19 protein-coding genes are annotated in these 23,208 nt (G+C 47.8%); 4 read left to right on the plus strand and 15 right to left on the minus strand.

The genetic code is table 11. The features are described from left to right. Positions 1-46: 46 nt before the first annotated feature. From PAV_RS08130 to PAV_RS08140, 3 genes are all read right to left on the minus strand, one after another. Positions 47-1,546, minus strand: a complete 1,500-nt coding sequence (locus tag PAV_RS08130) for a diguanylate cyclase domain-containing protein (RefSeq protein ID WP_005545048.1) — start codon at positions 1,544-1,546, stop codon at positions 47-49. A gap of 570 nt (positions 1,547-2,116) precedes the next feature. Beyond that, positions 2,117-3,580 carry a DEAD/DEAH box helicase gene (locus PAV_RS08135; protein ID WP_005545052.1) on the minus strand — a complete coding sequence of 488 codons (1,464 nt, stop codon included), beginning with the start codon at positions 3,578-3,580 and terminating at the stop codon, positions 2,117-2,119. A gap of 81 nt (positions 3,581-3,661) precedes the next feature. Continuing rightward, a complete protein-coding gene (locus PAV_RS08140; RefSeq protein ID WP_005545053.1) occupies positions 3,662-3,883 on the minus strand; it encodes a YwbE family protein in 222 nt (73 codons plus the stop codon). 173 nt (positions 3,884-4,056) lie between these two features. On the opposite strand from PAV_RS08140, the gene PAV_RS08145 reads away from it, so the two are divergent. The 3 genes from PAV_RS08145 to PAV_RS08155 all read left to right on the plus strand — a co-directional run bounded on the left by PAV_RS08145 (position 4,057) and on the right by PAV_RS08155 (position 6,793). Next, positions 4,057-4,542, plus strand: coding sequence for a hypothetical protein (locus PAV_RS08145; protein WP_005545055.1), 486 nt, complete (start codon positions 4,057-4,059; stop codon positions 4,540-4,542). Between the two features lie 210 nt (positions 4,543-4,752). After that, on the plus strand, positions 4,753-5,628 hold the full coding sequence (locus PAV_RS08150; protein WP_005545057.1) for an SDR family oxidoreductase: 876 nt from the start codon (positions 4,753-4,755) through the stop codon (positions 5,626-5,628). A gap of 208 nt (positions 5,629-5,836) precedes the next feature. After that, the gene (locus PAV_RS08155) at positions 5,837-6,793 is read left to right on the plus strand and encodes a cation diffusion facilitator family transporter (RefSeq protein ID WP_005545059.1); all 957 of its coding nucleotides are present in this window, start codon (positions 5,837-5,839) and stop codon (positions 6,791-6,793) included. A 389-nt stretch (positions 6,794-7,182) separates the two neighbouring features. On the opposite strand, the gene PAV_RS08160 is transcribed toward PAV_RS08155, so the two are convergent. The 12 genes from PAV_RS08160 to PAV_RS08220 all read right to left on the minus strand — a co-directional run bounded on the left by PAV_RS08160 (position 7,183) and on the right by PAV_RS08220 (position 22,371). Further along, positions 7,183-8,268 (minus strand): LacI family DNA-binding transcriptional regulator, encoded by a 1,086-nt coding sequence (locus PAV_RS08160; protein WP_005545060.1) that lies wholly within the window; start codon positions 8,266-8,268, stop codon positions 7,183-7,185. Positions 8,269-8,380: 112 nt separating this feature from the next. Continuing rightward, positions 8,381-11,455 carry a beta-galactosidase subunit alpha gene (ebgA, locus tag PAV_RS08165; protein ID WP_005545062.1) on the minus strand — a complete coding sequence of 1,025 codons (3,075 nt, stop codon included), beginning with the start codon at positions 11,453-11,455 and terminating at the stop codon, positions 8,381-8,383. A gap of 326 nt (positions 11,456-11,781) precedes the next feature. Further along, positions 11,782-12,357, minus strand: a complete 576-nt coding sequence (locus PAV_RS08170) for a putative ABC transporter permease (RefSeq protein ID WP_005545064.1) — start codon at positions 12,355-12,357, stop codon at positions 11,782-11,784. Between the two features lie 94 nt (positions 12,358-12,451). Continuing rightward, positions 12,452-13,105, minus strand: coding sequence for a hypothetical protein (locus PAV_RS08175; protein WP_005545065.1), 654 nt, complete (start codon positions 13,103-13,105; stop codon positions 12,452-12,454). A 258-nt stretch (positions 13,106-13,363) separates the two neighbouring features. Further along, on the minus strand, positions 13,364-14,464 hold the full coding sequence (locus PAV_RS08180; protein WP_005545067.1) for an AI-2E family transporter: 1,101 nt from the start codon (positions 14,462-14,464) through the stop codon (positions 13,364-13,366). Positions 14,465-14,593: 129 nt separating this feature from the next. Continuing rightward, positions 14,594-14,998 (minus strand): DoxX family protein, encoded by a 405-nt coding sequence (locus PAV_RS08185; RefSeq protein WP_005545069.1) that lies wholly within the window; start codon positions 14,996-14,998, stop codon positions 14,594-14,596. A gap of 96 nt (positions 14,999-15,094) precedes the next feature. After that, positions 15,095-15,943 carry a M56 family metallopeptidase gene (locus PAV_RS08190; protein WP_005545071.1) on the minus strand — a complete coding sequence of 283 codons (849 nt, stop codon included), beginning with the start codon at positions 15,941-15,943 and terminating at the stop codon, positions 15,095-15,097. 4 nt (positions 15,944-15,947) lie between these two features. Next, positions 15,948-16,361, minus strand: coding sequence for a BlaI/MecI/CopY family transcriptional regulator (locus PAV_RS08195; RefSeq protein WP_005545072.1), 414 nt, complete (start codon positions 16,359-16,361; stop codon positions 15,948-15,950). A gap of 77 nt (positions 16,362-16,438) precedes the next feature. Then, complete coding sequence (gene cls, locus PAV_RS08200) at positions 16,439-17,890, minus strand: cardiolipin synthase (protein WP_005545074.1); 1,452 nt, start codon at positions 17,888-17,890, stop codon at positions 16,439-16,441. A 69-nt stretch (positions 17,891-17,959) separates the two neighbouring features. Further along, positions 17,960-19,336 (minus strand): GerAB/ArcD/ProY family transporter, encoded by a 1,377-nt coding sequence (locus tag PAV_RS08205; RefSeq protein ID WP_238555780.1) that lies wholly within the window; start codon positions 19,334-19,336, stop codon positions 17,960-17,962. A 158-nt stretch (positions 19,337-19,494) separates the two neighbouring features. Then, on the minus strand, positions 19,495-20,700 hold the full coding sequence (locus PAV_RS08215) for a Ger(x)C family spore germination protein (RefSeq protein WP_005545077.1): 1,206 nt from the start codon (positions 20,698-20,700) through the stop codon (positions 19,495-19,497). Positions 20,701-20,733: 33 nt separating this feature from the next. Continuing rightward, a complete protein-coding gene (locus PAV_RS08220) occupies positions 20,734-22,371 on the minus strand; it encodes a spore germination protein (protein WP_005545079.1) in 1,638 nt (545 codons plus the stop codon). A gap of 234 nt (positions 22,372-22,605) precedes the next feature. On the opposite strand from PAV_RS08220, the gene cobO reads away from it, so the two are divergent. Next, positions 22,606-23,148, plus strand: a complete 543-nt coding sequence (gene cobO / locus PAV_RS08225; protein ID WP_005545081.1) for a cob(I)yrinic acid a,c-diamide adenosyltransferase — start codon at positions 22,606-22,608, stop codon at positions 23,146-23,148. Positions 23,149-23,208 lie beyond the last annotated feature (60 nt).

Below are 23,208 nucleotides of genomic sequence, written 5' to 3' on the forward strand. Positions count from 1 at the left end.
GCAAAAAGAGGACGCTTTCGCGTCCTCTTCATTATTTTTTCTATTACTATGGTGTTGCGGAAAGAAGGCGATTCCGTCCCAATTGCTTGGCACGGTACAGCTCAGTATCCGCTTTTGCCACTAGCATATGCGGATCAGAATCATGTACATCGTCAATACTGCATATCGCAACCCCAAGCGAACAAGTGACAACACGGCTCACCGAAGAGGCCGCATGAGGAATCGCGAGCAGCTCTACACGCCTTCGAATTTGCTCCCCAATAAACTCTGCCTTGCGAAGTTCAGTCATTGGCAATATGACACCGAATTCCTCCCCGCCATATCGAGCTACAACCGCGAGCGGCGGCGTAACCGCTTCCTGAATCGCCCGGGTTACCTTCTGCAAGCATTCATCCCCAGCTAGATGACCGTACGTATCGTTATAACTTTTGAAATAATCAACGTCCAGCATGATCAGTGCAAGCGGACTCTTCGCTCGCTTCACTCGTTCCCACTCCTGGATCATCATCTGATCGAAGTAACGGCGATTATACACTCCAGTCAGTCCATCTGTATAGGAAAAGTCCGTTAAAAGTCGATTCGCCATTTGCAGCTTCTTGTTCGCTTCTTTCAACTGCTCTTCCGCTACAATCCGTTCTGTTACATCACGGAAATACACCGATATCCCATTACGAGATGGAAATACGCGATACTCCAGCCAGCTTCCATGAAGCTTGTCGAGCTCCGTAAACTCCGCAGGTTCCCCCTGTTCCATCACTTGCTGACACAGCTCGTATAGCTTCGTCTGCATCAAGTAGGGATTGATAGCCCAAATGGAACGTCCTTTCACGACTTCAAATGAGAACCCCAAATACTTCTCTGCTTCCTTATTCAAATACGTATAGCACCACTGCTTGTCCACGGCAAGAAAAGCATCGGTAATGCTGTCGAGAATGACTGCAATTTGTTCCTGTGACTTGCGCAGTGCCCGCTGAGAATGATGGAGCTTCACATTAAGCTGATTCATCTGATAGAAAAAGACAAACAGGACGACCGTTGCTGACAGTAACGAGTTCACGCATGCTGTATACCAGCCGAGCGTGTATCTCTCCTCTGCCAACAAAGTGATCGTCACATCCAAAAAGAAAGTGAACATGGATACAAGCAACCATAGGTGCAGCAATCTCTTTCCACGTGTTACAACATACAGATACACAAAAGATACAAGATTAATTATCCACACAATGGGGCCTACCCCTGTTGAAAGGAGACGATCATAACCACTTTCCATACTAAGCGCGGGCATCCATTCACGCTCTCTTGTCAATATATAAGTAATGCCTCCAACAACCAGCACCACAAAAATAAACGTCATAATGGAAGCGATCCTATCCTTGTGTTCCGATGACGAACAGTATCCCTTTCGTATACTTAATGTATACAGCAGAATCCCCACTGGAAACCCCGCATGCCAACAACCCCAGAACCATACCGAAGCCTGAGTGGCATCGTACAGGAGCCCTTTGTCACTGAATACGCCTGGGAAAGTCAAAAGATGCGGAATCATGATAAGACCCGTGAAAAAAACGTTCCCGATAAGATCAAGATCGGCTTATAGCCAGTTGCACGAAATTGAATGTAAAGCAAATGCGAAGTCATGAAATCACCGAACATGTTCCATGCTATAAAGATTGGGAAAAAGGAAGTTATTCCCCATAGTGGCGTTGATGCATACGGTATGACCACAAGAGTGCTAACCAGCGCAACCAAGCCGATAGTCAAGGCTATCCGTTTCTGTTTGGGCACGGTCGGTGTACTAATTAAGCTTGTCAGTGGGTCTCGTATGCGATGCATTGATGCTCTCAACCTTTCCGCCTATCGCTTGTCTCATCATGTCTCATTATTATTACCATAGTAACATATTTCTGTAGGAAGGCTGACTCAATTCCTTACAAATAAAAGGAAATTCAGCATCCTTAACGCCCAATATGATTATGATTTGTGTCTTTGTTACTATATAACAAGATTGGCCTGCTGTTGAAACATATCTCTTCACAGCCAAAAAAAGGCTGCCCCTCTTAGGAGGCAGCCTTTCTTATCGCAACTGTTCTGAACCGAGCAGTTCATTATCGCGGCTCTATCGAGAGCGACGACCGCCAGAGCGACCGGACGAGCGGCCACCACCTTTTCCGGAGCGCGCACCCGCTTGGCCTCCCCGCTCCTGTCTCCCAGTACTCTGGCCCGACTGAGAATTACGTCCCTTTCCGCGTCCGTCACGCGAACTGTTGCGACCGCTCTGACCGCCATTTCCAGCTTCTCGGCGTGAACCGCGGCCACCAACATCATTTCCTTGCTTGCCTCGAGAAGCATTGCGGCCGCCTCGACCTGCACCTTGGCCGCGAGAATCCTGCTTGTCGCTGCGAGCTCCACGGCCAGCGCCACGACCGCCATGTTTAGAACTGCGACCGCTATCTTCCTGCTTGCTGCGACCCGAACGAGCGTCACCGCCGCCAGCGGCCTGTTCACCATTCTGGTCACGGCGCTCCAGCTTCTGCCCAATGCCGCGTTCAATCAGTTCTACAGCCATTCGGTCTCTAGGTGATGCAAACGTAATGGCGATCCCCTGTGCACCGGCACGTCCTGTACGCCCAATACGGTGAATATAGCTCTTTGCATCCTGCGGAACATCATAGTTAAACACATGCGTAATGCCTTCTACGTCCAATCCGCGTGCCGCAACATCCGTCGCAACCAGCAGCTGCATCTTCACATTGCGGAAACGTTCCATTACTTGCTCCCGCTTCGACTGCGACAAATCGCCATGCAGCTCGTCCGAATCGTAGCCCAGCTCAAGCAATTCCTCATTCAGCTTGCTTGCCCTGCGCTTCGTACGGCAGAAAATGATTGCTTGGTACGGGCGGTGCTCATCAATGAGCTTGCACAATGTCGCCTGCTTAGCACGATCCGTCGTTTGCACGACAATCTGCTTCACATTCTTCACTGTGATGCGCTCACTTTGCACATGTATGTCGATAGGACTGCGCATGAAGCGTTCAGCTAAGCGACGTACATTCGCTGGCATTGTCGCGGAGAATAGCAAGGTCTGGCGATTTGTAGGCGTTTGGCGAATAATTTCTTCAACTTCGCCCAAGAAGCCCATATGAAGCATTTGATCCGCTTCATCCAGCACCAATGTCTTTACCTTGGATAACGAAATCGTCCCGCGTCTCAGATGATCGAGCAACCTTCCCGGCGTCCCGATCACAAGCTGGCGACCACCCTGCAGCTTGCGCATCTGCCGCTCGACATCCTGCCCTCCATACACCGCGAGTACGTTCACGCCCTCATATGCTCCGATCAGCTTCTTCGCTTCAGCCGTAATTTGCAAAGCGAGTTCGCGTGTCGGTGCAACGATAAGTGCCTGCACATGTGTGGAACCTGCATCAATGCGCTGAATGATCGGCAGCAGGAAAGCGAGCGTCTTGCCCGTTCCCGTCTGTGCCTGCGATACGACATCCTCGCCGGATAGAACGACCGGAATCGTTTCTGCTTGAACTGGTGTCGGCACTGCAATCCCATTTTGATTCAATGTGTGTACCAATTGTTTCGTGATTCCTAATTGCGCGAATCCTCGTTGATTTAAGCCCGTCAGACAGGCCACCCCATTTCTGTATAGTCAGGACTAGCCTTCGCCCTGTAATGATGTATGAATGATCGATTTCACCCGGCCAACTTGTCCATCCTGCAGGCGCACTTTAATGCCGTGCGGATGGAATGGCGAATTCGTCAGGATATCCTTTACGATACCTCTAGTCGTCTTGCCTGAACGCTGATCCTGCTTCAGCACAATATCCACTTCAAGGCCCGCATGTATATGCTTCCGATGCTGTCCATTCTGTTCCATCAAGTCACTGCTCCTAACTTCCTTATCCTTCATGCTTCCTCGCAATTGACCCGATTGCTTCGCCATCCTCGCTTCAATCGAATGACTGCGGTATCCACATATTATACACGGAAACGTCCCTATGGTATAATGGACCATCAATATCGATTCCATCGTATAATTCAGGAGGTAACATGCTGACGTTTGAACAGAAACTAGCGGTTATCGAATCGTTCCCAGAGCTGCAGCGCAATAACGTGTCATTGGGACGAGTGAATTTCCACTATGAAGACAGCGTTGTGGAAAAGAAAACTGTTGTCTATCACCTGCATCCGAACGGCAACGGCTTTGTCTATGCCGGCTATGTATCTGGTTATGATACGGATGCCAAAGGCATGGTCAACATCCGCGAATACTCTGAAGAGGAGCTTCGCAAGCTGATTCAGGCTTCTATTGATTCCATGTCGCCAGCTCCTCTTGAGGCAGACATTGCCGAGGAAGAAACAACAGAAGTCAAGAAAGAACGCTATATCAATGACAACAACGAGACATTGTGGCTTGAATATGACTTTGAATTGTGGAACATTTATGCGGGCGAAAGTCTGGAAATGACCTTCGAAACACGCGAGGAAGCTGAAGAATATTTGCTGGAGGAAGGCTTCTCACCTGCAAATTCATAGCAGCCAGTAAGTGGGAAAGCAGTGCCGCACTAATCGGGCAGCAGCTTTCCCTTTCCTTTATCCCTCATGCCCTTAGCATTACAATCGTGCATTGCCTCCACCGACACATCTCTTCTACTTACATTCCTAGATTAAAATAAGCGTAAAACACACGATCTGCCCATATAGGTATTATCGTAAGTCATTTTTAATAATAAGGAGCATTGATTCATGACTTCTCCCCATTATTCGGAGCCAATTCTTAAGCAAGGCAAGCAAGCAGTAGCCGTTGTTACTGGATCTTCGAGCGGATTTGGCCTGCATACGTGCATTGAACTGGCCCGTTCTGGGTATCTCGTGGTGGCGACCATGCGCAATCCGCAGCAGTCCTCCCGCCTGCTGCAAGAAGCGGAGACACAGGGCGTGAAGGATAGAATCGATGTACAAGCGCTCGATGTGACAGATACGCATAGCATCGCATCCGCTGCACAATATATCCTGTCAGCATATGGAGGCGTTCACGTTCTCGTGAACAATGCAGGATTCGCGATAGGCGGCTTCATCGAGGAAATCAGTATGGATGAATGGCGCGCCCAACTCAATACCAACTTCTTTGGTACGGTAGAGGTAACCCGAGCTCTGCTTCCTTATATGAGACAGCAAGGAAGCGGAACTATCATCAATGTGAGCAGCATCAGTGGTCGATGTGCTTTCCCCGGGTATGCTCCATACGCCGCTTCCAAGTTTGCTGTTGAAGGATTCACCGAATCACTTCGTATGGAAATGCTCCCTTACGGTATATATGCCGTTCTTGTTGAGCCCGGCTCCTATCGGACAGATATATGGTCAAAGGGATTCAACTCGATTTCATCTCGAGAAAACTCCCCCTATCAGAGCTACTTAAAGCATATTCTCCAATACTCCGAGAAGAATGCGGAAAAAGCCCCGCCACCTCATGAGGTAGCGCGTCTCATAGCCTCAATAGCCAATGATCCGAAGCCGCGGCTTCGATACACACCCGGCTGGAGCCGTGCAGGAATGGGGCTGCTTCGAGCAATGCCTTGGAAATGGTATGAGCGCCTAATCATTTGGATGCTGCATCGATAAAGGCGTATCTAACGCCGTTAACACGCTTTTGAAGCTCAACGCTGTTAACACCTTCCCTAAGCATGAAAACAAGGATTTACAGTAATAATGAATATCAATTGTATTATCCATAAAACGTCCATTTGAGAATGAAGGTAGAAATGGATACAATACATCTTGCCTAAATCGATAGGCACATCTATTTATTCTAACAAAAGGAAGGTCCCTTATGAATCATCACGACTACCACCATCTCAATCATGTTAAGGAACAACTAACGTCGAAGCGTACTTTATGGATCACGTTGGCTTTGACCTTGTTTTTCACCATTGTTGAAATCGTGGGCGGGCTTCTGTCCAATTCACTCGCACTCCTATCGGACTCGGCCCATATGATATCTGATGTCATCGCATTAGGACTCAGTATGGCGGCGATTTATATGGCCACACGCGAGCCGAATCAGCGATATACCTTCGGCTACCTCCGATTTGAAATTATCGCATCCTTCCTAAATGGGTTGGCCCTTATTGTCATAGCCATCGGAATTGTTATTGAAGGGATCAAGCGGATGATCCATCCACAAGATGTCGATTTGCAATTGATGCTTATTATCGCGACCATCGGACTGGTCGTGAACATTGTCCTTACACTTGTGTTGAGCCACAGCATGAAAGAAGAGGAGAACTTGAATGTAAAGAGCGCCTTGTGGCACTTCATCGGCGATTTGCTTAGTTCGGTCGGTGTCATTTTATCCGCTATTCTCATCCATTTCACAGGGCTATATATTTTCGACCCACTCATTAGCATGGTAATCGGGGCTATTATTTGTACAGGCGGCGCCAAAATCATTCGAGAATCCCTCCTCGTGTTAATGGAGGCCGTGCCCGACAAATATGATTTAGAGCAAATTCGAGCGGAAATGAACCAAGTGGAGGGAGTGGAAGATGTCCATGAACTGCATCTTTGGGCTGTATCCACCGATCACTACTCACTAACTGCGCATGTTTTCATTCGTGAGGATATTCAGCCATTCTGCGTCATCTTGGCCATTAATCATATGCTCAAAGCGAATTATGGCATCGAACATACGACGATCCAAATCGAACATCCAGCCATGCATGATCATGGGGAATATGGCAAGCAATTTTTACAGCATATTGAGTCAGCTTCTGTTAAATCGGTATGACACCGCCATTTCATTCGGGACATCCCAACATCCATAGCTTGGTTAAAAAAAGCTGCTGAGCCTTTGCTCAGCAGCTTTATGATCATAAGATAATGATCAGCTAACTTATTCGTTAGCTGTATAACGAGAATGATAAATAAACGAACCAGGAATCAACTTCATCTGTTCGATAATATTATAATAGGTTGCTTGATCGATCATGTACACATAAGCCCCCGGCAAATCCAGCTCTTCTGCGCACTTATCCGTAAATTCAGACAGCCATTCCGCCTCCTGCCCAGCGGCTTCTTGCGGTACGTCAACGACTACTCCATATAGATAGACCCCATATTTTTCAGGGTAATGCTACAACTGCTTCTGAACTCGCAGTATTCATATCATGTATTCGCTTAGCGCAGTCTGGAAGCAGGCCCACAGCTCTCCCGTACGATAAGCTCAGTCGGTATCATAACCTTCTTGCCAATACTCCGCTGCTTCTCCAAACGCTCCATCATCAGCTCAAGCGCCGTATCTCCGATACAGTCACTGTGCAGTCTGACCGTTGTAAGCGCAGGGGTCATGAATTGGGCAACCGCAATATCGTTGAAACCAACCACACTAATATCCTCAGGAACCCGTAATCCCTGCTCCTGAATCGCCCGAATCGCGCCAATTGCCATCGAATCATTCGCAGCCAGAACTGCCGTACAGCCCCGTCCAGAAGAAACGATCAGTTCCTTCGTCAATCGGTACCCATCTTCTGCTGAGAAAGTCCCGACACGCACCAAGGACGAGTCGAAGATTCCAGCTTCCCTCATCCATTGTTCGTAGGCTGTCTCGCGCCGATCGGCAGTCGAAGCTCCATCAAGCACATCTCTTCCGCCTACGTAAGCGATTCGTTCATGACCCAATGCACGAATATGAGACAGTGCCTGTTCTACCGCATCATGCAGATCAACCGTGACAATGTCCGACTTGCGATCCCAAGGGACATCATCCACATATACGATAGGTGAAGCAGACCGCTGAAGTTCATGGAGTTGTCCAGATCCAATTGGGCCTACCACAATGTATCCTGATGCGGTTGCAGCAGGATGGGAGTGTTCTCCCTTCTTGCCAACCTCTATAAGCTGGACGCCTCTTTCCCGAGCTGCTTCTTCTATTGCGAGCCGTACCGTTAAATAATATGGATCGTTAAGCTCCTCACTCTTGTCATAGGTCATGACAATTCCGATCGTCTGTTGACTTGCCCTGACTTGCACAGGAGCAGGCGGTTCCGCTATCGGTGTAGGTGTAGGCATCCATATCTCTGGCTCCGGCGCCTCCATCGTCCGCTTCTTCCGCTTGTACTTGTTATAGCCGAGTTCTTCTGTCGTTTCCATAATGCGGCGCCGAGTCTCGTCGGATACCGACAACGTCTCATCGAAGTTGAGCACGCGAGACACCGTGGATATCGACACACCCGCCCGCTCCGCGATTTGTTTAAGGGTAGCCATTTCGCCCTCCAATCGTTATGCGTCGCTGCAATCGTCATCCGTTTTGTTGTTGCATGTCCTTACGATTGTACTGTATTCTTGCCCAAAAGCATAGAGGAACGCCCGCCGTCTGCTAGTTCCGGCGCAGTGTTTCCTTCGCCTTCATCACATCTGATATTTCCTTATTCGAGTACACAGACAGCTTGAGATTCAGCTCGAACGGCTCAAATCCATTGCGGTATTGGCTTAGCTGGCGCTGGCCGCAAGAATTCGAACCGAGCCCATTCTGCTTCGCGTCGAGATGAAGCACGATGTAATCCCTCTTCTGCAAGTCAATCGGATGCTTAGCTGCATCCAAATCCTGAACTTCATAATAGGAAGCGCTGAAATCCATCTTCGGATACGCAACCGCCAGCAAACCTACTCCATAGCGATCTGCTAAGCGTACCCAGCGGCAGTCGGTATGATTTCCGTTTTCCTGTGGGTGCACATAATTCGTGAACATCTCATCCACCGTCCGCTCGTAGATGCCGAACAGGCTCGCCTGTTTGGAATCCGCATACGACTCTCCCGGACCCCTACCATACCATTTGCCGTTCTCACAAGCAGCGCGTACGCGAAGCTCCACGCCAACACGTGGAATCATCTCCGGCGCCTGCTCCTTCACGCCCCCCGGCTGGCCGCTTACATCGAGCAGCACATCGCCGTTCGGATAAATGCGATAATCATAGCAGGAACGGTAATGCCATGCAGCATTCGTTGTCCCATTCAGCACAGACACCTTCACGCGAACGATTTCGCCCTCCTGTGTATAAGTAAATCCCTCTACAATTTCATGCATTACATGCATAAATGACTTGTTCCGATAATCATCCACTACATACATATCATTGTCGATTGGCGCACGCCAGAATTGCAGTTTCGGCCCCTGCTCCACAACGGTAGTGCCATGATAAGTCCATGAAGTCATGCGGCCCTTGACCGTATCAAAGCCAATGCTGAAGTCTTCACCGCGTACAATGAGTTCACAATGTCCCTCTTCCATCGTAAGCGTGCCGCTCGGCTCAATATACAGCAATTCCGCAGCAAGCGGCAAGCGGAATTGCGCCGTAGCCAGCTCATGTCCCGCTTGTGCCCAAGCACAGTCTCCCTTCAACGTATAAGAAAGATTCACATAGTAATCCGTGCCCGGCTCCGGCGCGAAATCAAGCAAGTATCCCAGCTCCACTTCCTTGCTCGTACGTGCAGCGATACCAGTAATGTCTGCCTCGCCTGTTTGCAAAATACAGTCATCCTTCATGACTGAATAGCGCAATGCCAATTGATCGAGCGATGCAAAGTCATACTTGTTGCTTACTTGGATTAAACCGCGCTGCAAGTCAATCTCGTGCGTATGAACTGGCTCAATCACTTTCTTATATTCCAGCAACCCTGGAGAAGGTGTGCGATCTGGCATCACAAGCCCGTCGATACAAAATGCTCCATTCGTCGGGTCATCGCCAAAGTCCCCGCCGTAGCGATAATAGACACGTCCTTGCTCATCTTCCGTACGAATGCCGTGATCGCACCATTCCCAGACGAATCCGCCCTGCAGCTTGTCATGGGCATAGAATAAATCCTGATACTCCTGCATGCTGCCTGGTCCATTGCCCATCGCATGAGCATATTCACACAGAATATGCGGCTTCGTGGAATGATCAATAATATGCTGCATTGTCTTGCGCTCCGGATGCTCGAGCCACGTATACATCGTCGAATATACATCCGCAATGTCCATATCTCTGTCCCCTTCATAGTGAACAAGGCGTGTTGGATCCATTTCCTTCGCACGAAGTCCCATCGCTCTGAAGTTACGGCCGTAGCCCGACTCGTTGCCTAATGACCACATAATGATACAAGGATGGTTTTTATCCCGTTCAATCATTCGTTCTATACGATCGACGTAGGCCCTCTCCCATGCCGGATCATCCGTAATCCAATTGAAGTTGCCTGTCAGCTCAAAGCCATGGCACTCCAAGTCCGTTTCGTCGATCACATACATTCCGTATACATTGCACAACTCATAAAGGCAAGGTGAATTCGGATAATGCGCCGTTCGAATCGCATTAATATTGTGCTGCTTCATTAGGCGGATATCCTTCTCAATATCATCACGCGATACGACACGACCTGTGATCGGATGCGCATCATGGCGATTTACACCCTTCAGCTTAATCGCCACTCCGTTGACCGTGAATGTGTCGCCCTTCAATTCAACTATACGGAAGCCGACCTGCTGTGGAATAACTTCAATTACGTCATCCCCATTCTTCAACGTGAAGAGAAGCGTATATAGGTATGGTGTCTCTGCACTCCACAGCATTGGAGCCGCAATCGGAACCGCTGCAGTGACGCGTTCGCCACCAGGCATTTCGTCGAATGCTACCTGCTGCCCTGCGGCATCCAACAATTCATAAGCAAGCGTATGCCCCTGCTTCGTGCCACGAATATCCGCGCTTATTCGCAAAATCGCATTCGTATAAGCGGAGTCCAGCTCTGTTACCACCGTAAAGTCTTCAATCCCCGCAAGGGGCTGGACATACAATTCTACATCACGGAATATGCCGCTCAACCACCACATGTCCTGGTCTTCCAAATAAGTGCCGTCTGACCATTGATAAACCCGAACACACACCTCGTTCTGCCCAGCTTCCACATAGCTTGTGATATCAAATTCGCTCAGCAGTCTGGCTCCCTTGCTGTAACCCACTTCCTGACCGTTCACCCACACATGAAATGCGGAATCAACGCCATGGAAGCGCAAAATCACTTGTTGATTGTCCAACCATTGTGAACCGATCGCAAAGGTTCGCTTATAAATGCCTGTCGGGTTATCAGTCGGTACATAAGGCGGATTAATCGGGAAGTTGTACCACAGATCTGAATAATGCATTTTCCCATAACCTTCAAGCTGCCAATTACTTGGCACCATAATGTCATCCCAGTTCGAACAATCAAATGTTGGCTGCTCAAATCCCGGCGGTGAATACTCAGGCGCTTCCAAATAAACAAACTTCCATGTTCCATTCAAGCTCTTCCATTGATGTGCATACTTAGGCTCGTCTAATAATGCCAGCTGTCGATTCGGATACGACCGAAAATACGCTCTCCCCTTCATACGGTTACAATTCGTAGCATCCACATTTTCCCACTGCTTCATTACACGCATAGTACGTCCTCCTGACCACGGGGATTCCTCAGACGAACGACATTCCATTCAATCCACTTTACCATTCGTTCAGACTGAGATTCGGAATAATTGCACCCTCACTTTCTTGATAAAATTTTACTTGATTCAAGTAAAACAAACAATCATTTTAGTAAAATATTTTACTCCCACTTTTATTTTTTACTAATCACTTCGACGTGCTAGTAAAACTTTTAGTAAATACATGATTTTCCTGAAAATTGGATGATATCAACAAAAATAAGAGCGAAGACGATTTGTCTCCGCTCTGAGTTTGCATTCCATCTAGTTTTTGCCTAAATTTTTACTTAGCTGCGACTGCTTTCCATTGCTTTGCCCTCACGTCTCCTTGACCATACAGTCCAAGCCATATCTACCCAGAAATAAATGACGAACATGGGGCATACCATATTCCAAATTGCCGCAACATGGATATAGCTTATTTTCAGCAAGGGATGCAATCCGTACACAACAGCGAGGGATAGGAACATCCAGCATATGGAGAAGGAGAAACAAACATGTCCATGAAGCTGCAGGCGATAAGAAGAGTAGTCCCACCATTTGCGATAGAACACCTTCTCCAGCAGCCAACCGCTAACGTATTCGACAAAAGTCGGGATAAGGAGGCATAGCAGCAGAAGGAGTCCCAAATGGGTTCCTTGTTCAGCATAAGGGAGCAGGAGAAGGGGGGCAATGCCATACATCGGCTTAAAGGGCCCTTGGAGAAAACCATCCTTCCAGAAGCGTCCTGTTGTGACCTTACTGTATAGGTTCTCAAGCAGCCATCCTCCAAAGGAATAGACCATAAAATAAAAAACGACAGCCAATGCATCATTGGCCGCCGTTCCTGTATACTGCAGCGGAATTGGCAATTGAGCCGCCATAACGCATAACCTCCTTATGCCTGCTTCTAGCGGCATATTTCAAGCTACCCGTAGTATGGTTGTATTCCGCACCACTTATTCCCTATTGCCTTGATTATTCAGCTATGATGAGGCTAGCGTGTGACTGACCAGGAAGGGAAAAAGTCATCACAAGAGAGTGGAATACCTTCACTTGCTGTCCTTCCTTCAGCTCAGAAGCCTTCAAGACAACCCCCTGCTTGTCCGTAATGAACGTATCTTTCGTTACATTTAAAATTACATCATTGTTGATGTTGCCATCAGCTTCTACATCAACATGAATTCGGGCATTCACTTCACCCTCAGTGTTCGTTACTTTGAGCACTTTGCCCGTCTTGACTGCCGTTTCACCTTTGACAACAATCTTCTCTGCACCTACTGTGCCCGGGAAGCTCATCATCATAACCGGACCATACTGAACCTCTACGACAGCTCCTTCTTTCAGCACATCCTTGCTGACCGGCTGGCCTTTATCGTTCACGATAACAGTATTGTCGTGTACATTAATATTCAAATATTGCTGTCCACGAAGAACGAATCTATGGCCGTCCCCCGACTCAATAATACCTTGTGATGTCACATGCTCTTTCGGCAATGTCGAGCCCTCCTCTATTGGATGAGATGACACAACATAACCTTGAATAGTCTCTGCAGCTGCTGCTCCAGCGAACGGTACGCTCAGCACCGCCATAATCGATGCAATTGCCAAGCCTTTGTTCCATTTTTTCATTGCAATTCCTCCTCTAATCTCTTGTTGTTTTGGGCACACCTATGTACCAGCTTCTTGATGCCTGTAAGATTATTCGGTTTGTCTTCATAGACGGAGGAGGTATGCATAATGTTGCATAAAAAAAATATTTTGAGTATGTAATCAAAGATACATGTATCGTATAGATACTAAAAACCCCAAAAAACCTGCCAACCACTAATAAAAAAGGTACCCGCGTAAGAGCATCTATCTGCTCTCTCGGGCACCCTTGCTTTACAGCTACTGTTCCTCTATACGACGTTGAACGAAGGAATCTACCGCCGCCTTAATAACCGCAATAACTGGAACGGCAATGAACATTCCTAGTATGCCGCACAGACCGCCGCCTATAATGATGGCAAAAATAATCCAGATGGGTCCTATCCCCACTTTGTTCCCTACGATTTTCGGACCAATATAATACCCATCGAACTGTTGAACAATGAAAATAAACAACGTTATCCAAAGCGTCTGCTCAGGCGATACGAACAGTGTAATAATCCCAACAAACACCATCCCCATAAACGGACCAAAATAAGGAATAACATTCGTTACAGCAACGATCAAGCTGGACAACAGCGCATACGGCGCTTGAATGATAAGAAGCCCGATGAATACGATACTGCCTACGACGGTTGCATCCAAAATGACGCCTACAAAGTATTGCGAGAAGATCATGTCCATTTTTCTTACAAAATCAATGACGCCTTCAGCCCGTTCCTTCTTGAGCAGGCCATGCAGGGTACGCTTCGCGCCTGTCCCAATCTTCTCCTTGTCCTTCAGCAGGTAAATCGACACAATGAATCCGATAACGAGATTCAACAGCGCAGACGTGAAGGTAAACAGACTGGACAGCAAGTTGTTCAGCATCAGCTTCAGAAAGTCGCTTATTTGACTGGATAGCGAGCTAAAATGCTCACTGATGCTGCTCGATATTCCAGATTGAATGAACCATTCTTTACTCAAGACATTTGCCTGCAGCCACAGCTTCGTGCCTTCCATATAGATTGGCATATCCGCCAACAGCGTGCTTACACTCTCTATCACCCTCGGTGTAATAACCGTTATGAGCAGCACAATAATTCCGAAAAATAACGTATACACGGCTATGATGCTAATAAATCGCTTCATTTTTGTTCTAGCCAACAGCCGCTTCTCCAAAATATTAACAAGCGGACGTAGAAGATAGGCAATAAAGCAAGCAATAAAAAATGGCGTAAGCATAGACAATAAAGCTACAACTCCACTGAGAACATAACCCATATTGTCAATGAGCTTGTACACCAGCACTGCAATGGTGAATAGCCCCAAATAGCGCAGTGTTCTTCGATTTTTGAGCATGACATCCCCCTGGTTGCTAATTCATACACGTATAGACTTAGTATAGCGAATTTCACGAGAAATGAAATAAATATGGAAAAAAGCATCCCCTAATCCACGATTAGAGGATGCTTTGCATGCTGCAAATGCTTATTGTTGTGCTGCTCTTCCACGACGGAACAGAATGCGATCAAGAGAATAATCGGCACCGCCGCTGACAACCAAGTACAACGACATCGCTGCAAGAGCGATTTCGAACTCATAGCCGCCTGCAAAGCCCATTTGCAGCTTCACAGTGAAGATTGCCACGAGCATAATTACCGTGAATGCTGCACCAATCCATCTCGTTCCAAGACCAACGATGAGTAAAATGCCTCCTACCAGCTCAATGGTTGCCACGACATAACCCATAATCCCCGGAATACCCAAGCTCTCAAAAAAACCTGCCGTGTTGTCCAGACCTCCCTGGAATTTTTGCAGCCCATGAATAAAGAAAATGAGCCCCAGTGCAAGCCTGATAATAAGTGAACCTACCCCTTGATTTAATGCTGACATCATACAACGCCTCCTATAAGATTAGAATGGATTATTATTAACATGAATATGAAAGAAAACAAAAACTACGTTGTGTAGTGTAAAAATGTAAAAAAATTAGGGCATAGCAGCAAAAAATAATAAACATAAAGCAAGTAACACTTGCAGGGACACAATTGCAGGCGTAAACGGCAGCTTCATCGGAATATCTGTCTCTGGTTCGAGCAGCTGGCGAATTCGATAATTAATGGATGTATCTGCAAATGAAACATAAGCGAATGGCATGCGCGGCGTCTTCCCTTGCTTCAACATCTTGAGAAGCGCACTCCCTAAATGAGCTGCTGTTCCTAGACGCTGAATCGCATAGTGGTCTGCCAACACCTCGCGAATGATGTTATACTGCTGCTTCGACCATCTCATAATCGGCATGTACCACATGACCGAAGCGAGAAGAGACAGCACGAACATCCGCAATGGATCTCGATGCATTTGATGGAAGGCCTCGTGGTGGACAACCGCCTCTAGCTCATCCTCATCAAGCAGTTCCATCAAGCCAGTCGATACAATAACGAGCGGCGACCACATCCCCATCGTGAAAGCGATAGGCGAAGTATGCTCGATGATCATCATTCGTTTCTGGCCCTCATTGAACCGGGCATTCATCTGCTGCGTAAGCTCATTATTTCGACGCCCGAGCAGCTTCCGATACGCGTTGCGGGAAAGCAACATTTGTCGGACGAACAGGAACGGGACACTGATCAGCGTACAGAACACATAGGCATCAAGCACATAAATGAACTTGGACAAACCGTAGTTCTGCATAAGCGTAGAGCACGCCTCTACGAGATTGAAATGCAGTTCCCATCCCGCAAGCACCTTCATCGCATACATGACCATTTGGCAGAACAACACGGCTGCAATTAGAAGCATCGAACTGAAAATGAATGTAGATCGATTTTTCCACATTGTTTTATTTATCCTTTTTCAATTGCTTGATTTTTTGTTCCAGCTTGTCGAGCAGTCCCTCGTCTACATCCTCCAGGGCATCAAGCATGTGGTTTACAACCAATGGGCCGAATTCATCCATCAGTTCATGCGTTAGCTCCTTGGATTGCGTGTCGAGAAAAACATCCCGTGACAGCACCGGTCGGAATAAGGAAGTCCGTCCCTCCGTGCGCTTGACCAATATCCCTTTGTCTACAAGTCGGTTCATGACGGTCATGACTGTGTTAAAGTTGATGCATTTCTCAGCCTCAAGCTTCTTTTGCACATCCTTAATCGTCATTTCCGAACCTTCCCATAAGACAGTCATGACTTTGGCTTCAAGCGGCCCGAAGAAGCGATTCAGTCCACTCTCATGGAATTTGAAATTATGAATTTTCATCGTGGAATTCCTCCCACTACGAATTGTAGTGTGATATCAGCCTAATGTCAAGTATGTCCATAATTAGGTATCCCAAATTACAAAATAGGCGACACTAATCGTGCAAGCGACTCTACAAATCGGTAACGAATTGGGCGCTTCCGATATGTATTCCAATGCAGTTTCACCGATTCCTTCATATCCTGCTCGTACAGCTTATCTAGCTGCTCTGCTGTAGCTCTGTCATAGAGAAATGCATTAATTTCGAAGTTCAAGCTGAAGCTGCGATGATCCAAATTCGCAGTACCTACGGTAGCGGCCTGTCCATCTACAACCATCGTTTTAGCATGGAGGAAGCCCTTCTCATACCAATAACACTTGGCTCCTGCACGAAGCAGTTCTCCAACATAAGAATTCGATGCCCATTGCACAAAACGGCTGTCCCCCTTCTTCGGAATCATAATGCGCACATCGACCCCGGACTGCACAGCAACTTTAAGTGCAATAAGCACACTGTCGTCAGGCACTAAATAGGGGGTTTGTACATAAATTCGCTCCTTGGCTTCAAAAATCAGCTTAAGCAAGGCATTGCGAATTTGCTGCTTGTCTGAATCTGGACCGCTGGACACAATCTGTACAGGTGTATTCCCTGTATGCATTGGTGTCGGGAAGTATTGCTCGCAAAAATGAATATACTGCCCTGAGGCTGTGGACCAATCGAGCAGGAACTGTCCCTGAAGCCGATGAACGGCTCCGCCTTGCAGCTCGAGATGCGTATCCCGCCAATGTCCGATTTTTGGATCAAGACTAACATATTCATCGCCGATATTAAATCCGCCAACGAATCCGACCTGCCCGTCAATAACGGCAATTTTCCGGTGATTGCGGTAATTGACACGTAAATTGACATAGGGAATACGAGAAGGGAAAAAGCGATAAATCTGTGCTCCTGCGGCACGCAAATCAGCAAGCGCCTCATCCTTCAACGCGGGCGATCCGATGTCATCATACAATAGTCGTACCTCTACTCCATTCGCAGCACATTCCGTCAGGGCATCAATAATTCTCCGTCCAGTTGCATCCCCAGCCAGCTTGTAATACAGCAAATGGACATGATTAGAAGCACTTTGGATCCGCTCGACCAATCGATCCATCATGTCGCGGCCATCCGCAATGACTGTCACTTCGTTGTTCTGTGTCAAGGGAGAGTAACTGCTGACCAGATTCATATAAATAAGGGGTTCATAGTGTTGCACGACCTCATTCGCATAGGCAAATGTCCCTTCCTCAATGCAACGAACCTGAGAGGCAATTTCGTTCCGCACAAGTCGTTCCGTTCGCGGCTTAATCCGATATACCTTCCTCCGAGCCAAGTTCTGGCCGAACAGAATATAGAAGATAAAGCCGATAAACGGAAGCAGCAGTAACAGCATAAGCCATGCCCAGGTCCCCCCTACGTTGCGCCTCTCCAAGAAAATCACGACAGCCGCAAACAACAAGTTGATAATCGGTATCCAATGTCCAGCTAACTCTAAAAGATGTGACCACATAGATTAAGCCGCTCCTGTCCATGATGATGACTCCATTGTACCACGAGCAGCGATGCGCCATTCATACCGTTAACGTTCGGGAGGCGTAGTCTGTCCGCTGCTTGGAAGTACAGAGGTAGGATCATCATCCATCGGTATAACGCCTGCCCCACCCAATAAAGATGAATTTGAAGCATCCGCAGCACCCGAAGCTTGTTGAGAGCCATCATCGTTCAGCGATAGATTGTCGTTCGGCTGCTTCGAATTGGATCGATAACTATCTGCCACTAGCAAAATTATAGGAAACACAAGTCCTGGCAGCACAGCATAGGTCGCCCAATGATCAAGCAGCTTGTCCAAGTAGGCCGTATTGGGAATGAACAGGATCGACCATGCTACAACGATCATTCCTAAAGGGAAGATAAGGAATCGATGCTCAGATAAGCGAAGCGAATGAGCAAGTCCAATTGCCGATGCGTACAGCAGGAGCACGAGACGAAAGTAGGTTGTCAGAAACCAGATGACAGCCATTACCGCTTCAAGCCGCTCCAGAAAATTGCCGAGACTAATCTTTTTAGCGAGGGCATAGCTTGGATACATATGCCGGGCCGTATTATCCGCCCCAATCACAAGGATGGACAGCAGCGTCGTAATCATTAAGAAGGTGCCGCCAATGATGCACCCCCATAGGAGCGCACTCGTCACCTTATCCTTCCGCTTCACTGAGGGAAGAATGAGCAGAAATACAGCCAGATCCAGAAAGGGAAAGCTGAAGAAGGTTAGTCCCCCGCGAAGAACTGGGATCATTCCACGTTCCAATACCGGCAGAAGCTGCTTTACTTCGATTTGCGGCACTACGAACAAGACAAAGCAAATAAAGAGCAGCAGCACCCAAGGGAAAAAAACTTCGGCTCCACGCGCAAATACTTCAACGCCAAGACTGGCTCCGAATATAATGACGAGCATAAAAAAGATATGGATTGCCTCTATCGGCGTTTCCGGCATAATTTGCATCGTAATGAAGTCCCCGATATCCCGCAATGTGAGTGCGGCTGTTGTGAGCGCAAATCCGATAATGAAGCAGAGCGCAACCGTCTTCCCCAGTATCTTGCCAAGAATGGATTCGCAATACTCCGCTAAGGATTGATTCGGATATCTTCGACATAGCGCAGAATAAATGGGAATAACGAGCAGGCCGAGGCCCAAGGATACTAAGGCGGACAACCACGCGTCTTGCTTCGCTTCCTCTGCCAAGTTCGAGGGAATAATCAAGATCGCGCTCCCGATAATGAACAGTGCCGTCAAGATGGTCAGTTGACGCATACTAATTATGGATTTATCCTTCATCGCTTTATCACTTCCTTGTGCCCTGTCGCAACAGTGAGACTCGTCATTTTCCGCTACAAAAATTTTCGCATAGGCTTGAATATGAGCATCAGCAAATCCATGGGATTCGGTATCTTCCAATTCATCCCCACCACCACCCCGAACCCTGCAGCGATGATCAGCATTGTCAACAGTACCCATCGTTCCTTAACTAATTGCCGCTGCTTCATACGAGGAGATTGGAACAAAAAGATGGCTGACGCAATAATTACACATCCTATACTCGCCCACACGCTGTTCTACCCCTTCACATCACTGAGGAACGAGTTCCCAATTGTTCCTGTCCGTCTTATATTGAAATCAACTTGAACATTCACCTGCAGCTCCTTGAACAATTGCGGCCACTCTTTCTTGTGACGGTTCCAATAGCTCGGATAAGCACGATGAACAGCCTCTCCGAATCCAAATACATCGGTTCCTTCCGCCTGTGCTCGCTCCAAAGCTTTCTTTGCATTGTGAACCATAATCTGACCGGTTGTCTGTTCCAACTCACGAAGAGTCGACTGCTGATTGGTATCCATATTACATTCAACATCGGCAATATTAGCTTCTGTCCGCAAGGAAACGTCGATAGAAGGACGATCTTGATTCAGCTTCGCCTTCACCTTTGTCTTAGAGCGAATCACCTCGACTCCAGCCTTTCCGCCAGACTTGCATGGCAATTGAATATAAGTGTTCTCCAACTTATCCGTCAAATAGCTGAAGCCTTTGCTCTCCGTTTCATTCATCCAGCCAACCAATTTATCTCCGCTGAACATGCCGAGACCCGAATACTTTAACAGTGCCGGAGACTCGATCAACTCCACATTCTCCTTCTTCTTTCCTTCCTCACTGTCCCCTTTTATCAATATGCCTGTCAGCACAGCGTCCTTTCCATAGCTGGTCAAATCCGTAATTAGATCATCAAGCCGCACACTTACCGTAGGAGCCCACATCCGATCTGACACCTCCAGCGATTGGTACATTTTATTTGCAGGGATTTTATCTAGCGGTGTATAGAAATTCAAAATATCCCTGGCCGTAGTTCCTCTTCCTACTACGATATAAAAATCCGTGCGCAACTCCTGATCCCGCGACAGAAAATCAAGCGGCTTGCTGATGCCTTCACGCGCAAGCGCCTCACCGAACACGAACATGCGAAGATGTGAAAAGTACACCTTGCGCGGAGTGAACGTAGTCATGCGCCGTATTGCTTGGAACACCGTACCGCCCTTCGCACTATATACGATTACAGGCGCCCTATTGCCACTCGGCTTGCGCGCCGACACCTCACTTGGATCCACGACCTGTACAAGCACCTCATACTGTCCATCTTCTGCCTTATCAATTCCCATGCCTACTGCAATCGCCAGGTCATTCATCTCGCGTCGATTCCAACAGCCGGAGACAAGCAGACTAAGCATGATGATCAGCACACTGCTGAGGATGATCTTTTTCCGCTTCATTGCTATTCGCCCCCTCTACCTTTGAATATGTAATTATTTAGGCGGCTTCGGATGAGCTTTGTCTAGCGGCTGCTGCCGCTTCTGATTGTTCGGACTCATGAAGCTCGGCCTTGTACGCATGGCCCATTGCGGAAACCGAAAAATCGTATCCTTCTGATCCTTAATAATCATGGGTGCCAGCGGGCTCATATAAGGCACGCCAAATGAACGCAAGCTGCACAGATGAAGAACGATCGCGATAAGCCCAATGCACACGCCAAATAATCCAAAGGATGCAGCGAGCAGCATTAATGGGAAACGCAGCATTCGGAATGCATTCGACATGCTGTATGCAGGGAAGACGAAGCTGCATATTGCAGTAGTGGATACAACAATAACCATCGCCGCCGACACAATGCCGGCATCTACCGCAGCCTGGCCAATAACGAGTGTACCGACAACAGACACCGCTGGTCCAATCATCCTTGGCATGCGGATTCCCGCTTCCCGCAACAACTCGAATAAAATCTCCATCATTATGGCCTCCAGAACAGCAGGGAAGGGTATTCCTTCCCGCTGTGCTGCAAGGCTGATCAATAGCTGCGTCGGAAGCATCTCTTGATGGAATGTCGTAATGGCTACGTACAGCGACGGACCTAAAAGCGCAATGAAAATTCCGATGTATCGAAGAATCCGGACAAGACTGCTAATGTCCGAACGGAAGAAATAGTCCTCTGCCGCATGCAGAAAGGATACAAACAGTGCGGGGACTACTAGCACGGAAGGTGTTCCATCCACAAGAATTGCAATTTTCCCTTCCAACAATTCGGCAGCAATGACATCTGGCCGCTCTGAGTTATATACCGTCGGAAAAGGAGTAAAAGTCTTGTCCTGAATGAGCTCTTCAATATAGCCGCTTTCAAGAATACCGTCGATGTCAATTCGGCTCAGACGATCCCGAACCTCCTGCACCACCTTATCATCTGCCAAGTCCTGTATGAACATGATAGCCACATTCGTTTGCGTAAGACGACCAAATGGCTTTGTCTCCACACGCAAATTTTGATGCTTAATTCTTCTCCGAATCAGTGATGTATTCGTTCGCAGCGTTTCCGAGAACGCCTCGCGCGATCCACGGACAGAAGGTTCTGTTGTCGCTTCGGTCACCCCGCGATCCTTCCAACCTTGCGTGCTGGCTGCCAGTCCTGTTGTATACCCATCCAACAGCAGCACCGTATTGCCGCACAGTACCTCCTGAAGGACATCATCCAAGCAGGACACTGTCTGAATATGACCTACCGCCAGCACCCTCTCCTGCAGCAGCTTGATCAGATCCTTAGTCGCATCCGAGCCAGACGAGTTTGAAGATGCAGTTGAGCCCTCGGCAGCAGTAGACGAACCGTCCATTTGATCAGGATCGCCTTGCCCTTCCTTGGTTTTATCGGCACCAGAGGAGTCTGTTTTGGTTTTTGATTTATTTCCTCGAAGGACTTGGCTGTCACCTAATAGCGATTCCATAATAAAGTCAGTAATTGTCGCTTGATCAGCCATCCCATCTGTATATATCACTGCGACTCTTTGCTCGCCATCGCCCCCGACACGCAGTTCACGAATTACAATGTCTGAGCTATTTCCGAGTTTCATCCGAATATAATCGAGATTATTGTGTAAGCTTGCTTGCAGTTGATCCATAGACGTCTTCCCTCACTCTGCAGTTGATCACATGCCTGCCTGTTGTACTGCTTGGCACCTCGCCAGCAGCCATAGATTCTGCTTTTCAGTATTGCCGTGCGTTCAACTGGATAAACCGCCTCCCGGATTTGTCGACAGGCACTTCCCAGTGATACTATGAACAGGGTAGAGACAACCAAGATTTTGCGATCAAGCCGGATAGCCACAGCCGGCTATACAGGAGGGACGACCGTTATGGCAACTCGCACCAAAGGATTGACACTCGTATACACGGGCGATGGCAAGGGAAAAACGACGGCAGCAGTTGGGTTATGTGTTAGGGCAGTGGGTCACGGTTTCAAAGTTCTTATGCTTCAATTCATCAAGAGTCCAAAGCGTTCATATGGGGAACAAGCTTCGTTGGAGAAGCTCGGCGTGGAGGTAAGACAGCTCGGTATCGGCTTTACTTGGCTAAAGACGCCTGAGGAGCATCGTGAAGCCTTCAAGGAGGCCTGGTCGATAGCGAAACAGGAAATTCAGTCTGGAGACTATGACCTTATCGTTTTGGATGAATTGAACAATGCACTTGCAATAACAAGCTTCCCGATCGATGATGTACTCCCTAAAGCAGAGGTGGTGGACGCTATCAAAAATCGTCCAGAACATATGAACATTGTCATAACAGGACGCTCTGCTTGTCCTGAAATCATTGAAATCGCAGATCTCGTATCCGAAATCGAACCTGTGAAACATTACTACGAGGAAGGTATTCCGGCAGTACTGGGACTTGAATTCTAATTCATCTATTTATTCTATGTAATCTTTCTACTTTAGATCTCTTTCATTCACAAGGCTGCA

It is taken from the genome of Paenibacillus alvei DSM 29 (genome assembly GCF_000293805.1).
Classification (GTDB): Bacteria; Bacillota; Bacilli; order Paenibacillales; family Paenibacillaceae; genus Paenibacillus_B; species Paenibacillus_B alvei.

Coding starts and splice junctions, on each gene's coding strand:
- PAV_RS08130 (WP_005545048.1), bottom strand. CDS start 1,546: ATGATTCCGCATCTTTTGACTTTCCCAGGCGTATTCAGTGACAAAGGG.
- PAV_RS08140 (WP_005545053.1), bottom strand. CDS start 3,883: ATGGAACAGAATGGACAGCATCGGAAGCATATACATGCGGGCCTTGAA.
- PAV_RS08145 (WP_005545055.1), top strand. CDS start 4,057: ATGCTGACGTTTGAACAGAAACTAGCGGTTATCGAATCGTTCCCAGAG.
- PAV_RS08150 (WP_005545057.1), top strand. CDS start 4,753: ATGACTTCTCCCCATTATTCGGAGCCAATTCTTAAGCAAGGCAAGCAA.
- PAV_RS08155 (WP_005545059.1), top strand. CDS start 5,837: ATGAATCATCACGACTACCACCATCTCAATCATGTTAAGGAACAACTA.
- PAV_RS08160 (WP_005545060.1), bottom strand. CDS start 8,268: ATGGCTACCCTTAAACAAATCGCGGAGCGGGCGGGTGTGTCGATATCC.
- ebgA (WP_005545062.1), bottom strand. CDS start 11,455: ATGCGTGTAATGAAGCAGTGGGAAAATGTGGATGCTACGAATTGTAAC.
- PAV_RS08170 (WP_005545064.1), bottom strand. CDS start 12,357: ATGGCGGCTCAATTGCCAATTCCGCTGCAGTATACAGGAACGGCGGCC.
- PAV_RS08175 (WP_005545065.1), bottom strand. CDS start 13,105: ATGAAAAAATGGAACAAAGGCTTGGCAATTGCATCGATTATGGCGGTG.
- PAV_RS08180 (WP_005545067.1), bottom strand. CDS start 14,464: ATGCTCAAAAATCGAAGAACACTGCGCTATTTGGGGCTATTCACCATT.
- PAV_RS08185 (WP_005545069.1), bottom strand. CDS start 14,998: ATGTCAGCATTAAATCAAGGGGTAGGTTCACTTATTATCAGGCTTGCA.
- PAV_RS08190 (WP_005545071.1), bottom strand. CDS start 15,943: ATGTGGAAAAATCGATCTACATTCATTTTCAGTTCGATGCTTCTAATT.
- PAV_RS08195 (WP_005545072.1), bottom strand. CDS start 16,361: ATGAAAATTCATAATTTCAAATTCCATGAGAGTGGACTGAATCGCTTC.
- cls (WP_005545074.1), bottom strand. CDS start 17,890: ATGTGGTCACATCTTTTAGAGTTAGCTGGACATTGGATACCGATTATC.
- PAV_RS08215 (WP_005545077.1), bottom strand. CDS start 20,700: ATGAAGCGGAAAAAGATCATCCTCAGCAGTGTGCTGATCATCATGCTT.
- PAV_RS08220 (WP_005545079.1), bottom strand. CDS start 22,371: ATGGATCAACTGCAAGCAAGCTTACACAATAATCTCGATTATATTCGG.
- cobO (WP_005545081.1), top strand. CDS start 22,606: ATGGCAACTCGCACCAAAGGATTGACACTCGTATACACGGGCGATGGC.